9 protein-coding genes are annotated in these 15,068 nt (G+C 48.3%); 4 read left to right on the top strand and 5 right to left on the bottom strand.

All coding sequences use genetic code 11. From position 1 onward, the window contains the following. Window position 1: 1 nt before the first annotated feature. A complete protein-coding gene (locus tag T325_RS03585) occupies window positions 2-1,657 on the bottom strand; it encodes a glycoside hydrolase family 32 protein (protein WP_156097630.1) in 1,656 nt (551 codons plus the stop codon). 248 nt (window positions 1,658-1,905) lie between these two features. Between T325_RS03585 and pepI the strand changes: the two genes are divergently transcribed. Next, window positions 1,906-2,796 (top strand): proline iminopeptidase, encoded by an 891-nt coding sequence (gene pepI / locus T325_RS03580; RefSeq protein ID WP_036910489.1) that lies wholly within the window; start codon window positions 1,906-1,908, stop codon window positions 2,794-2,796. Window positions 2,797-2,817: 21 nt separating this feature from the next. Here the strand turns inward: pepI and T325_RS03575 are convergent, their stop codons facing one another. From T325_RS03575 to T325_RS03560, 4 genes are all read right to left on the bottom strand, one after another. Beyond that, entirely contained in the window at window positions 2,818-4,341 is a 1,524-nt protein-coding gene (locus tag T325_RS03575; RefSeq protein WP_051949685.1) for a glycoside hydrolase family 32 protein, read from the bottom strand. 24 nt (window positions 4,342-4,365) lie between these two features. Beyond that, complete coding sequence (locus T325_RS03570) at window positions 4,366-5,862, bottom strand: DUF4960 domain-containing protein (protein WP_036910487.1); 1,497 nt, start codon at window positions 5,860-5,862, stop codon at window positions 4,366-4,368. 53 nt (window positions 5,863-5,915) lie between these two features. Continuing rightward, window positions 5,916-7,652 (bottom strand): RagB/SusD family nutrient uptake outer membrane protein, encoded by a 1,737-nt coding sequence (locus T325_RS03565; RefSeq protein WP_036910486.1) that lies wholly within the window; start codon window positions 7,650-7,652, stop codon window positions 5,916-5,918. A gap of 61 nt (window positions 7,653-7,713) precedes the next feature. Then, window positions 7,714-10,830, bottom strand: a complete 3,117-nt coding sequence (locus tag T325_RS03560; RefSeq protein WP_036910485.1) for a SusC/RagA family TonB-linked outer membrane protein — start codon at window positions 10,828-10,830, stop codon at window positions 7,714-7,716. Window positions 10,831-11,071: 241 nt separating this feature from the next. On the opposite strand from T325_RS03560, the gene T325_RS03555 reads away from it, so the two are divergent. The 3 genes from T325_RS03555 (at window position 11,072) to T325_RS03545 (ending at window position 15,027) form a co-directional block, all read left to right on the top strand. Then, complete coding sequence (locus T325_RS03555) at window positions 11,072-12,610, top strand: AraC family transcriptional regulator (RefSeq protein ID WP_051949684.1); 1,539 nt, start codon at window positions 11,072-11,074, stop codon at window positions 12,608-12,610. Window positions 12,611-12,687: 77 nt separating this feature from the next. Continuing rightward, the gene (gene upp, locus T325_RS03550; protein WP_036910844.1) at window positions 12,688-13,344 is read left to right on the top strand and encodes a uracil phosphoribosyltransferase; all 657 of its coding nucleotides are present in this window, start codon (window positions 12,688-12,690) and stop codon (window positions 13,342-13,344) included. A gap of 3 nt (window positions 13,345-13,347) precedes the next feature. Further along, window positions 13,348-15,027, top strand: a complete 1,680-nt coding sequence (locus T325_RS03545; protein ID WP_036910484.1) for a nucleoside kinase — start codon at window positions 13,348-13,350, stop codon at window positions 15,025-15,027. Window positions 15,028-15,068: the final 41 nt, after the last annotated feature.

Genomic DNA, 15,068 nt, shown 5'->3' with positions numbered 1-15,068 from the left:
TTTACTTTATTTCGTAGATTGTTACTTTGCCACCTTTTACCTTAATATTATTATAAGGCTCGGATGGGAATACTAAATTGGTCATAGCCATTTTTCCCTCGGCATCGAAAGCTTCAATGCTGCAGCGGTCGATAAACAGGCGCAACTGCTTGATGGTGCCGTATGTCGGGGCTGTGGTCACGCAAGGGAATGCTTCGCTAAAGTTAACGATACCGCTCTTGGTACGGTCCATCTTGAACGACTGTCTGGGAGCGTCGTAGGTCATCACTACCTGCTCACCTTTAGCGTTCGACAGTATGATTTCTGCTTGATTCTTGAGGTCGATCACTATTTCACAGGCATCTGTCGGTTTCTTTATCTTTGCGCCACGAACGGCCAGCATCTCTTTTGATGGCGTCACACTGACGTAGGTTTCTTCGCCGCAGGTAAAGAGACCTAAGTCGCGGGGAATAGAGTTGGCTGAGCGATATTGCTTGGTGGGTACTTGATTGGCATACTGCCAGTTGCTCATCCATGCCAGCACTACATGCCGCTTCTCCGGGGCATTGTAGAACGATACCGTGGCATAGTGGTCTTTACCATAGTCGAGCCATTTCGTAACCTTGGGCATCGACTCGCAAGTAAACTTATGGCCGTCAAACTGACCCACGAAATACTGTGTGGCGCTGCCGCCGAAGGGGCCTCCGGGGTTGATGTTGCAGATAAGCACCCACTTGTCGCCAATCTGAATCAGGTCGGGACACTCCCATACGCCACCGTGATTGCCATACTCCTGACCGAAACCTGACTCGTATTTCCAGTCTTTCAGGTTCTCTGACGAGTAGAGCTGCATCTCCTGACCTACTGCCAGAATCATGATCCAACGTTTGGTGCCTTCAAACCAGAATACATTGGGGTCGCGGAAGTCGGGCTTGTCGCTGGTCAGTATAGGGTTCCCTTCATATTTCTTAAACGTCATTCCACCGTCGTTAGAGATAGCCATCGACTGTGTCTGGTGGTGACCGGCTGAGGTGTAGAAGGCTACGACATCATCTCCGTTGGTGGTACATGAGCCACTGAAGATGCTACCCAACCAGTCGGGCTCGAAAGTCAGTGGCTGTGCTTCCCAATGCACCAGGTCTTTCGACGTAGAGTGCCCCCAGTGCATGTTCTCCCATTGTGAACCATAAGGGTTGTACTGATAGAAGAGATGCCATACACCATCTTGATAGAACATCCCATTCGGGTCATTCATCCAACCATAAGCTGGGGTGTGATGATATACGGGGCGGAAATGCTCACGGTTTGTGGTGTCATATGTATCGGAGTATTTGATTTCCTTCCAACAGGCAAACTCAGCAACAGCACCTTTGAGTCGGCGATCGCCATGAAACTCGACGTCAAGCAGCTTGGCATCTCGCAACTCGTAGGGCACATAATAGTCAACACGATCAACTGCCAGTTTCACATTGATGCGTTGCATCATCTCGTTCTTCCCGTTCAGTACGGCAATCGCCGCAATGTCTTCTGTCTCCTGTACAGGCAGCAGCAAGTATTTGCTTGGTTGTTCCACTCGTAGCATCGCATGCTTTTCGCCAAGCACCATAGGTGTTACCTGTGCCATTGCCGATACATAAGTCAGCACTGTGGCAACTGTCATGAGTACTGTTTTTCTCATTTTGCTATTCATTATTTGTTGTACGATTTTAGATTTTTGCTGCAAATGTACTATAAATCATATTTATACCCTATAATTTATGTTACATTTCCTACGAAAAATCGTTCATTGCAACATTTTTCTGTGCAATGAACGATTATTGATAGATATCTCTCTTCAATCTGATACCTCTGGGTTCATCCAACTCTGATATGAAATTAATCGCCACAAAATTTGGATATTAACAGAAAAAAGCCTATATTTGCGACATGAACAACAGTCAAAAGATTAAAGAGGGATATATGCCCTTTATGGGATACAAAACCTACTACCGCATCGTGGGTGAAGTATCAGAGAAAGCGCCTTTGTTGTTACTTCACGGTGGCCCTGGGAGTACGCATAACTATTTCGAGGTGCTCGATAGTATCGCCGACACGGGGCGGCAGGTCATCTCCTACGATCAGATAGGTTGTGGCAACTCCTATCTCGATGGTCACCCTGAGTTGTGGACCCAGAAGACCTGGATCGACGAACTCATCGCCATCCGTGAATATCTGCATCTTGACTCTGTGCATATTCTTGGTCAGTCGTGGGGCGCCATGCAGGCTATTGCGTATGTCGTTGACCATCAGCCAGCAGGTATCAAATCGCTTATTCTTTCTTCTGGTCATGCTTCCAGCAGTCTCTGGGCCAGTGAGCAGCATCGACTTATCAAATATCTGTCGGCCGAAGACCAGGCTGCCATCAGTCGTGCTGAGGCTACGGGCAAATGGGATGATCCCGACTACCTGCGCGCCAACGAGCATTACTTCGAGCAGTTTGTGATAAGTGTAGATGAACATTCGCCCGAATGCCTCAAGCGTCCGAAGCGTTCAGGTACAGAAGCCTACCTCTATGGCTGGGGACCTAATGAGTATCAGCCCCTTGGTAGTCTGAAGGACTTCGAATATACGGATCAGTTAGGTCAAATCTCTCAGCCAACCCTCATCTGTAGTGGCACGCGCGACATCTGTACCCCCGTGGTAGCCGCTTCGCTTTACGAGCATATACCAAGCAGCAGTTGGCATTTGTTCCGCCACTCCCGTCACACCTGTTTTATTGATGCTCACAAGGAGTATTGTCAAGTGCTCACCTGCTGGCTGCAAGAGAATGATTGCTAGAAAGCGATCATACTTGTATTTTTACCAAATTCTGCTGAGTTGACGGACTTCAGCCTCGTAATCAGCACCAGTAATATTCAGGTTGTTATAAATACTCTGGGGGAAGACGAGATTGGTCATCGACATGGTACCCTCCTTCGTCAAAATTTCCACCGACGACTGATCGACAAAGAGGTCGAGTGTCACCTTATTGCCATCGGTATTGAGTGGAGCCTGCATCGAAGGAATGGAGAAACTGCCATTGAAATTCGTTCGGCCAGTTGTGGCATTGCGATGAACCTTGAGCGTGCGGGCTGTAGCAAGGATGTCTATCACGTACTTCTCGTCGCTATTATTGCTCAGCGTTATCGTCGAATTCTTATCGAGATTTATCGTCAGGCGTAGCTGATAGGCATCTTTGGCGTCAATAGTGGCATTAGCCTTCTGCCAACTGCCTGCAATCTTGTCAATCTCGTTCACTACAGGACAGCAGAGCAATGGTTTGCCTGCATATTCAGTTAGCTTCAGTTCACGAGGCAGCGTCATAGCCGAGCGCCAAGGCGAACAAGGCACATCGCCTGCATAGCTCCAGTTGTTCATCCACCCCATCAGCACTTTCCTGTCGCCGGTATTGCTCCAGGTCACGCCTGCATAGTTGTCCATACCATAGTCGAGCCAAAGCGGATAGTCGAGTGCGTCGGCTTTGAATTCCTTGCCGTCGAACTGTCCTACGAAGTACATGGTGCCAGAGCCCAATATCGGACCTCCTGGGTTCACGCTAACTATGAGCACCCACTTATCACCGAACTGTAGCAGATCAGGGCACTCCCATTGCAGGTCGGGACGACCAGGCAGGTCCATCACAAACGTGCTTAGCTTGTTCCATGTTTTCATGTCGGTAGAGCCAAAAAACTCAATGCCTTTGCTCCAGCCTTTGGCCAGCGACATAATCCATTGCTGTGAGTCGGCATGCCAGAATACTTTGGGGTCACGTTGGCGGTCATCATTATTTTTGATAACGGGGTTGGCGGTGTAGCGTGTAAAGTTCTTACCTCCATCGGTAGAGTAGGCCATACTCTGCTGTTGTCCAGCATCACTGGCCGAGGTGTAGAATGCTATCATGGCACCTGCACCGAAACCTGCGGTATTGTTTGCGTCGATGACTGCCGAACCAGAGAAGATGTCGCCTAATTCATCGCGTGTCAGGGCTACAGCCTGCTCAGTCCAGTGAATCATGTCGGTACTGGTGGCATGGCCCCACGACATGTTGCCCCAGCTGTTACCCTGTGGATTGTATTGGTAGAACAGATGATATACGCCATCTGCATACACCATACCGTTGGGGTCATTCATCCAGTTTTTAGCTGGTGTGAAGTGTATCTGTGGACGAAATAATTCTGTGTAACTGCTTGGTGTAGGTGCAGGAGGGGGCACAGGATCCACGGGCGTTGGTGGCTCGGGAGCAGGTTGTTCTTTCTTGGGATCATCACTTGAACAACCAAGAATGGTAACCGCCATACCAGCGGTTACCATCATTGCAGAAAAGAAATTCAAGAATTTCTTCATGATCTTTATCACTAACTCAAATTATTATCGTGTCTTCAGATATTCAAGAGAGTTCTTGGCGAGCGTAAGGACATTGTCCTGATAGATATTGTTCTTTGGATGAGCACTCTTGTCAGGAGTACCGTCGGCATTCTTCATCGAGAACTCGCAACCACCGTTACCGATACAGAGCAGTGTGCCCTTGAACTCGGTGTTGCCCTGCTGAGCCTCCCAGACATTCATCTGACTTACCCACCAGATCTGACTGTCCCATGTGCCGAGTGGATATACGCCAAAGGTGCTGGTGCACTGGGCATAGCAGGCTTCCTCGGTGTTGCCGATACCTGTCCACAGACTAGGCAGATTGAAGTACAGACAGTTGTGGTCCTCAGTCCAACCTGGTCCCTTGAAGGCAATGAGTTTGGTGTCGGGAGTGATTTCTACTTCCAGACCCTTATAGATGGGGTGAGAAGAGTGATCTTTCTTGAACTTGTGATCGGGATTCAACTCAACAGCCATCTTCCACACGTCGTTGTTGATGCCACCCTCACCGAATCCGAAGGCATGGTCGTTGCCCTTCATCTCATCGAGATTGATACGTCCCAGGTGTCCTGCATATACGGTGGCATGACTCCACAGCAGCATGCTTCCGCCGTTCTTATACCACTCCTTGATGATAGGTGTGGCAGCTTGTACGTCGGTAGGAATATTCCATACGTCACTTTCGCTGACACCCTCAAGGTCGCGCAGCCAGAACAGCACACGGAATGGCTCAATGACGTCGGCAGACGTGATGCTTGCGAATGGAACAAACTGTGCTGTAGGATAGGTCTCGTGCAGCCAGAGCCAAGCCGAAGCCTCGTCGTCGTCGCCCTTCTCTACTAGCTCATCTGGAGTGGCGTAGATACTCAGGAAGCCGATGGCGGTCTTACCGATACGGAGCGATGATGTGGTTGACAGCGATGTGCCCTTTTCGTTCTGGGCTACCAGTTTCACCTCCCAAGTGTCGCCTGTCTCAACGTCCTTAATGAGATATTGGGTGTCGGTACCAGCCAGCGTTTCTGTAATGGTTCTTACACCGTTAGTGGCAGTCAGTATGATACTTGTGGCATCGGTTGCCTTGTTCCAAGTAACCAAGGCATCGTAACTGCCGTCTTTGTCAAGCTGACTCATCTGTACGCCACTGATGCTGCTTGCACCTTCGCGGGTGTAGTTCTTGACAACACCGGCAGATACGTTGCTGCCATCGGTCAGTTTGAACACATACTCAAATGCCACGTTGGTGGGCACATTCTTATGTGTAAAGGTATTGCCGCTGACGGTCTCTGTATTCGAGATGGTTCCATTGCGGTAGATCGCAACTCGCATCTGAGCGTTCTGGGCTGGCCACGACCAGATGTAGTCGTCGCCCGACTGTTGACCTGTGATCTGTGATGCATCGGGAGCACTGAGCTTCATGGCCTCACGGTCGATGTCCTTGTCCTGACAGGCGGTCAGGACTAAGGCAAACATCGCCATTATAATGAATGATATTTTTTTCATAACGCTATTTTTAGACTCTTAATTCTTAACTCTTAACTATTAACTCTTAACTATTAGTTGTATCCCTTGTTCTGGGTGTAAAGACCAGGAACGTAGTAGAGCTGGATGTAAGGCAGTGGGAAGTACTCATTCTTGCCTGGCGTAAAGTGGGCATCCTTATAATATTGGGCGTATGTCTGTTCGTTGTAAACAACATCTTTCTCGGTCTCAAAGAATGCATTCAGGGTCTTCGAAGCAATACCCCAACGGCGCAGGTCGAAGAAGCGGTTGCTCTCCATGGCCATCTCCAAGCGACGCTCCCACTGCAGACACTTACGGGCAGTCTCCTTATCTTGGAAATACGAGGTAGGATAGAGGGCAATCTCGCACTGGTCGGCAGCGTATGCAATGTGCTTGGCTACAGAATTCTTAGCACGCTGACGGATATTGTTGATGATGGTACGAGCCTCTTCCAGTGAGCCTGTTTCAATCAGTGCCTCTGCACGCATTAGCATCACGTCGGTATAGCGCAGTACATAGTCGTTCATGGCGAATGCCTGCCATGGGTTGTCGAATGTCTCGCCCTTAGAACGCTGTGGCACTTCCTTCAGAGAGGCATAGTAGCCATAGGTGTTTGGTGTACGAGAGTTGTCGGTAGTCATGGTGTACTGAGCCTCGTATTTGTATGGGAATGTAGGCATACCTACTGTGTGGAACAAACGTGGATCCCACTTCTGGGCTGTTGGCACACCGTTGATAGGATAGTCGATCTGATCGTTATAATTATCAAACATGGGCAGACCGTCCTTGGTCTTGAATGCGTTCACCAGGTTCTGTGTGGGCTTGTGGAAGTCCCAACCGCACGACCAGATACCCCAGCAGCCATTCAGCATGTTACTCCAGTTGGCGCGTCCATACAGGGTGTTGTCGTCCTGATAGTCAGAATGCTGGACAGCGAAGATGCTCTCTTTTGAATTCTTGTACTCAGGCAGGAAGATATCGCCGAAGTCCTCCAGATAGCCATACTGTGAGTTGGCAACCTCCTGTGTGTATTTCAGTACTTCCTGCATATACTGACTGTTGATATGGCTTACGCCGGTATTGGCCTCGTAGCCGTCGCCCCAAGCCATGGTCAGGTAGCACTTAGCCAGATAAGCTGCAGCTGCTATCTTGTTGGCACGTCCACCCTGCTGCTGTTGTACAGGCAGTACATCGTAGGCGGCCTTGAAGTCTGCTACAATCTTCTGCATCAGCTCTTCGTGTGAAAACTCATCGTTACGGGTCTGCTCCTCAGAGTGAACCTTGTAAACCTCTTCGTCGATCCAGGGCACCTGATTCCAGAGCTGCACCAGCTTGAAATAGAAGTGGGCACGGAGAAAACGAACCTCGCCTTCGCGGATGGCCTTTGTTTGTTCGTCCATAGTCGTACTGTTGGCCAGTGATACCAATGCACGGTTACAACGGCTGATTGAACAATAGAAGTGATACCACAATTCGTCCATATGATCGGGCGTAGAAGCTGTCAGGGTTGACCATACCTCTACTGGGTGGTAGTTTGTATCTGTAGTACCCGAACCGCCTTTCATGGCATCGTCTGATGATACGTCGCCATAAGGCCAGAGGTTAAACGGATAGGTGTACCAGTCGTCGCCCAATTTGGCGTAAGCAGCAGTCACCATCTCTTCGGGCTGACTCATGGCAATGTCTTCATTGATAACACCCTTTGGAGTTACGTCGATGAAATCGTTGCACGATGTGAGCGTACCGCAAACGATCAGACCTGCGCAGATTGCTTGATATATTGTCTTCATAATTGTATTGCTATTAAAAACTTTAATCCTTCAATTCTTTAATCCTTCAGTTCTTCAATCCTTAGAAACTTGCCTGGAGTCCAAGTGAGATGCTGGTACTGTTAGGATACATCCAGCGTGGGTTCTCAGGATCCGAACAGGTGAGTGAGCTACTCTTGATGGTGAGCAGGTTATGACCTGAAACATATACACGAGCGCTCGACATGTTCAGCTTGTTGATAAAACTCTTTGGCAGATTGTAACCCAACTGTACCTGACGTAATTTGGCGTAAGAACCATTCTCTACAAAGTAGGTCGAGGTGCGGTTCTCATTACCAGTGTTGTTGGTTGTCAAGGCTGGGATGGTACTGCTGGTGTTGGCAGTGGTCCATGCACCCAGCATACGGTTACCCTTGTTCGAACCGGCATCGGTCAGACTGTAGAAGTCGGTTTGGAACTTTTGGTCGTTATATACATCCTGACCAGCTACGCCTTGCCAGAACATGTTGAAATCAAAGTTCTTATAACTCAGGTCCACATTCAAACCCCATGAGTAGTTGGGTACTGGATTGAAAATCCAAGTCTGGTCCTGCTCGTTGATGACACCATTACCATCCAGGTCGGCATACTTCAAACCGCCTACACGGGCATTGTCCTGACCGCTTGCGATAACCTCCTCACGGGTCTGGAATAATCCGTCAACCACGTAACCAACGATAGAGCCATAGGGCTTCTTCGATTCTACCAGATTCTGCTTGGCTGTGTGAACGTAAGAACCCGTTGTGGTCTCAGGCAGATAGGTCACCTTTGAACGGTAGAAATCGATGTTTCCATTGATATTGTACTGCAAACCGTATTGTGTCGTATGACGGTAGCCGAGTGCCAACTCCATACCCCAGTTCTGCAGACTTGGACCGTTCAGCCAGCTGGCACCACCTTCACCCATCGAACCCAGATAGGCAGGGTTGATCAGCATATCTTTCACCTTTTTAATATAGGTATCGAATGTACCATAGAGTGAGCTGCCGAAGAAACGGAAGTCGAGACCAGCGTTCCACTGCTCGGTAGTCTCCCACTTCAGGTTGTTGTTCTGGGCCTGTGTGGCACGGAATCCTGAAGGGAAGATGCCGCTGCCGGCCAGATTCAGGTCGTAGGCAGTCGATTCGTTACGTCCACCACCGTAGGTAGCAGCATAAAGACCGTAGCGTGCATAGTTCGAGATAGCCTGGTTACCAGTCTGTCCCCATGATGCACGAATCTTCAGATCGTCAATCCAACTCTGTTTCAAGTGCTGTGAGATACGATAACCGAGTGTGGCAGCAGGGAAGGTACCGTAGCGGTTGTTCTCACCAAAGCGGCTAGAACCGTCGTGACGGATAGTGAACGAAGCCAGTACCAGATCCTTGAAGTTATAATCGAGCTTGCCGAAGAATGATACCAGATTGTAGCCCTCCTGCATACCAGTTGCACGCTGTGTACCGGTGGCTGCGTCGGGATACATATAGTCGTAGTTCTCAATGGCAAACATCTGTGCGTAGGCATTCGACCAGTCATTGATATCTCTGTGGAGCTCCATACCACCCAGTACGATGAACGAATGGTCGGTACCAAGTGTGAAGTTATAGTTGGCAGTGTTCGACCAGGTCCACTTAACCGATGTCTTAGCACCCATGTTGGCTGATGGGGTAGAGTTGTTTACCACGTCAGAGTGCCAGGTGTATGTCACGCTGTGGATATTCTCCGACCAGAGGTCGAGACCGAAGTTAGAACGTAACAGCAGACCCTTGATAGGCTCCACGTTGACGTAGGCGTTGCCAAAGATGCGCCACATCTTCAGGCGGTTGTCGCGGTTGTGATACAACTCACGAAGTGGGTTCTGACGGTCGCTCATACCACCTACTGGCCCCGAGAATGTTACATCGTCCTCCTCATAAACAGGCAGTGTTGGCGACATCTTCAAGGCATTCTCCAGAGGCTGACAGTCAACCTGGTTAGAATATGTGATAGTGGCATTCTCACCTATGGTCACCAATTTGTTGACCTTGAAGCTGGTGTTGATACGACCAGAGAAACTCTCAAAATCGGTGTATTTCAGAATACCCATGTTTTTCTTGTATCCGAATGAGAACAGTGCCGACGACTTCTCGGTAGCGTTCGAGATAGACAGGTCGTAGTTCTGTGAGAAACCGGTGCGCGAAATCTCCTTCAACCAGTCGGTATTGCTGAAACGCATGGTTCTCTTAGCGTTCATAAATCCGTCGTACAAACCGTTCACGGTGAAACTCTCCATCTGTCCTGTGGCGGGGTTGTAAGCCGAGATGGGTGTGCCATTGGCTGCATGCAGTGTCAAACCATAGTTGTTGGCGTATGCCTCAGGATTCAGTCCGTCGTTCATGGCAGCCTGAGCCATAGCAGTCGCATATTCGGCAGTGTTCGACAGCTTCATCATGCTCTGCTTATTGTAGAACTGAGCTGTCAGGTTGGCCGAGAAGTCCACTTTTACTTTGTCGCCCTTCTTGCCGCTACGGGTAGTGATGATAATCACACCATTGGCAGCACGGCTACCATAGATAGAGGCCGAAGCAGCATCCTTCAAAACCTGCATCGACTCGATATCGTTCATGTTCAGCGTGTTCAGATTGGTCGTTGTGGGCACGCCGTCGATAACGAACAGTGGGTCCTGTGATGAATTGAACGATCCGATACCACGGATACGAACAGTACCTGCTCCTACAGGTGAACCATTGCTCGTGATGGTCATACCTGGCACCTTACCCTGCAGTGCTCGCATGGGGTCGGTGTCCGACGAGGTCTTGAGGTCCTTGGTCTCTACTACTGATACCGAACCAGTCAGATCGGCCTTACGCTGGGTCTGGTAACCGGTTACTACCACCTCTGCCAGTTCCTTGGCATTGTCTTTCAGTGTAACCTTCATGCCATTCTTGGCGGGATGCTCCTGTGTCTCAAAACCAATGTACGAGAATACGAGGGGGGCACCCTCAATCACCTTTACACTAAAGTTACCGTCGAAATCGGTAATTGTACCGCTCGTGGTACCTTTCACCATCACTGTGGCGCCGATAATGGGCTCGCCAGTAGCATCGACCACAGTTCCGCTAATCTGCGTTTGCGCGTACATCATAGTTGTACACACGAGCATGAGTGCAAAACTCAGAAATCGTTTCTTTAGTTGTTTCATTGTCGCTTGTTTTAATTGTTAGTACTCAAATCTGATTTTAAATTCTGCACAAAATTACTAATATATTGTGCGTGCAGCGTCAAAATTTCGTTCATTGCGTTCTATTTTTGTTTCAATGAAACATTTTTGCTAATTTATGAACGATTATTCTTATAATCTCTTGGCAAATATACAAAAAATATCAATTTGTTCCCGTGTTTCGCAATTATTTCGTATATTTGCCTGCATAAAACAAAGAAATATGATGAGAAACTCTTTCATTTCCATTTTAATGTTTATGGTCATCCTGTTCATGGGATGTGAGCAGGCTGAGCCCAAATATATAATAGGTGTATCGCAATGCTCTGAGGATATCTGGCGCGATTGGCAGAACGCCGAAATGAGAATGGAGGCCAACTTTCATGAGGGGGTAGAACTCCGTTTTACTGCTGCTCACGACGATTCTGAACTTCAGAGCAACCAGATAGACAGTCTGGTGGAAAGTGGTATCAATCTGCTGATTGTGGCTCCCAACCAGCTCTCGACGGTGTCGCCTGCTATCGACCGTGCCTACGATAAGGGCATCCCCGTTATCGTGTTCGAACGTAAAACCGACTCGCGAAAATATTCTGCCTTTGTGAGTGCTGATAACTACGAGATGGGACACCTGATGGGTGAATACATCGCTACCCAACTTGGTGGTAAGGGGCAGATAATGGAAGTGAAAGGACTGAAAGGTTCATCGCCTGCCGAGGAGCGTTATAATGGCTTCCATGTGGCTTTGGCAGCCTTTCCAGGTATCAAGGTGGTGGCCGAAATACAAGGCGACTGGACTGAGCCGACGGCTTATCAGGCCGTTAAGAACTGGAAGGGCGATATGAACAGTATCGATCTGGTTTTCGGACATAACGATCGCTCTGCTATTGGGGCCCGTAAGGCCTTCGAAGAACGAGGCGCCAAACTGCCCATGTTCTGTGGTATCGATGCCTTGCCAGGACCTGGTGGTGGTATCCAGCAGGTGCGCGATTCGCTTCTCGATGCCTCGTATATCTATCCTACACGTGGCGACCAACTGCTACAACTGGCCCTCGACATCCTCGACGGCAAAGAATATCCAAGAGAAACCTTGCTTACCTCGGCTTTGGTAACCCGCGATAACGCTACGGTATTGTTACTTGAAAGCGACGAGGTGGTGCGCCAGGCGCATAATCTGAATAAGCTTCAGAAAAAGGCCGCAAGCTATCTTGAACAACTGTCAACACAGCGCACCATCTCGTTGCTGGCACTCGTGTTGTTGGCATTGCTGGTACTTATATTAGTACTCTTTATTCTCTATCATCGTTCCAGAGTGTCGGCCCAGCGCGAGCGTATTGTCAATAACCTGTGGAACATGAAGGCACCAGCTGAGCCGGTACGGCCTGCCGATCAACAGCCTGCGGCTGCACAGCCCGTCGTACAACCCGTGGATGAGGCTGCTGAATCGGCCAAGGAGCCGCTATTCATTGTGCGCTTCAAGGATGTGGTCGAGGCCCGTCTCTCCGACAGTGATCTGACTGTTGATGATTTGGCTGCTGCTATGAACCTGAGTCGTGTACAGCTGTACCGTAAAGTTAAGGCCATCTCTGGTTCGTCGCCTGTCGAGCTGTTGCGTTCTGCCCGATTGAATCGCGGCTATCAGTTACTGGTAAAAGGTGATAAGACCATCGCCGAGGTTGCCTACGAGGTTGGTTTCACCGCCCCCAGCTACTTTACCAAGTGTTTCAAGGATGAATTTGGAATCAGTCCTTCCGATCTGTCCTAACTCAGCATGTTTTTCCTATTAAAACTTGTCACTGTCATTTTAAATTTGTACTTTTGCCGCAAAAATGTAAGTATATGATTGAAGTAGTAGATTTTAGCAAGACCAATTCGGTTATCAATTTGTACATGTCGGAACTGAGAGACAAGAACTATCAGAAGAACCGTCTGTTGTTCCGTCATAACATCAAGCGTGTGGGCGAGATGATGGCCTACGAGTTGTCGAAAACCCTGGAGTATCGTCCCAAGACCATTACAACACCATTGGGCACTATCGATATCCAGCTGCCAAAGGAAGACCTGCTGATTGCCACTGTGCTGCGTGCCGGTCTGCCTTTCCACGAGGGTTTTATCAATGTGTTCGACCACGCCGACAATGCTTTCGTATCGGCTTATCGTATGTACACCAACCGTGAGCATACCGAGGTGGGCGTACATACCGAGTATCTGGCTGCACCCAGTGCCAAGGGCAAAACACTGGTGATTGTCGATCCGATGCTGGCTACCGGCGGTTCTATGGCTGCCAGTATCGAGGCTTTGGTAAAGACAGGCAAACCTAAGAAAATCCATATAGCCTGTGTTATCGCTGTGCCCGAAGGTCTTGAGGTCGTTAAAACCGTGCTTCCTGAAGATAGTACCATTTGGTGTGCAGCAATCGATCCGGGAATGAATGAGCATAAGTATATTGTGCCTGGCTTTGGCGATTGTGGCGATCTCTGTTATGGTGAAAAGCTCTGATATATGCTTCAGATTCGTTGTAAGAACAATCATATAACCAAGAGTTTCCCTGAGGGTACTTCGTTACTTGATGTCTATCAGGAGTTTGCTGATGATCTACAGATGCCCTATCCTGTTGTATCGGCAAAAGTCAACAATGCTTCTCAAGGTTTGAAATTCCGACTCTTCCAAAATCGTGATGTAGAGTTTCTTGATGCTCGTGAAGGCTCTGGTCGTCGCGTCTATGTGCGCTCTCTGTGCTTTGTGCTTTATAAGGCCGTTAGTGACTTATTCCCTGACAGCAAACTATTCATAGAACACCCTCTCTCGCGTGGGTACTATTGTAATTTTAAGAAAAAGAATGGTGACCCGTTGATTGATGAAGACGTAAATCGTATTTGTCAGCGCATGAAAGAGATTGTCGACCTTGACATGCCTTTCCGTCGTACCGAATCAACTACAGAGGAGGCTGTTCGTGTGTTTACAGAGCGAGGTTTTTTTGATAAAGTGAAACTTCTTGAAACGAGTGGCCAGATTTATAGCGACTATTATATGCTAGGCGATACCGTTGATTATTATTATGGTCCATTGGTTCCTTCGGCTGGCTATTTGAAAGTATGGGGCCTGGAACGTTATCAGCAAGGTCTGCTTCTGCGGGTTCCTGATAAGAAGAATCCATTAGTTTTGGCCAAGAAGGTTCCCATGCCTCGTACGTTTGAGGTGTTTGCAGAGAAAGTCCGTTGGGATATCATTATGCGCCTTTCCAATGCTGGTGATGTAAATAATGCAATACTTAAGGGACATGCCTCGGAGCTTATTCAGGTCAGTGAAGCTTTACAGGAGAAGAAAATCGTACAGATTGCAGAGGAGATTGACCGTCGTTTTCATAATCAGGAGAATCCTATACGTTTAGTGCTGATTACGGGTCCTTCCAGTTCTGGTAAGTCCACCTTCTGTAAACGCCTTTCCGTGCAGCTTCTGGCTTGTGGTCTGCGGCCTTTTTCTTTCTCAACAGACGATTATTTCGTGAATCGTCTCGATACACCTAAATTGCCTAATGGGCAGTATGATTTCGATAATATTGAAACAGTCGATTATCAGCTTTTGGGTGACCATCTCTCACGTCTCATGAAAGGTGAGACTGTGGAGGTCCCTGAATATAATTTCGTTACGGGTAAGCGTGAGTATAACGGCAAAAAGGTGCATTTGTCTAGCGATAGTGTTCTCATTATTGAGGGTATCCATGCTCTGAATCCTTTGCTGACGAAAGGTGTCAACGATTCCTTGAAATATAAAATTTATATATCAGCACTGACCAGTATCTCTCTTGACGATCACAACTGGATTCCTACGCAAGATAATCGTTTGCTGCGTCGTATTATCCGTGATTATAACAAGGGTGCATATACAGCGCGGGAGACCATCAGTCAGTGGAAAAGTGTATGCGAGGCAGAAGAACAATGGATATTCCCATATCAGGAGACGGCCGATGTTATGTTCAATTCTGCGCTTAATATAGAATTTGCAGTATTACGTACACATGCAGAAGTAATCCTTTCTTCTGTACCCAAAAATTGTGATGAATATGCCGAGGCGCATCGTCTATTGAAATTTCTCCATTTCTTTATCCCCATTAGTGATAAAGAAATCCCACCCACTAGTATCATGCGTGAATTCGTAGGTGGCAGCAGTTTCAAATACTAATAAAGAATCCCCAGCTAGTCGGCTGGGGATTCTTTATTAGT

This window comes from Prevotella sp. FD3004, assembly GCF_000746155.1.
Lineage (GTDB): Bacteria > Bacteroidota > Bacteroidia > Bacteroidales > Bacteroidaceae > Prevotella.
The sequence above is the reverse complement of the archived record's forward strand: the minus strand, read 5'-3'. Positions and strand labels throughout refer to the sequence as shown.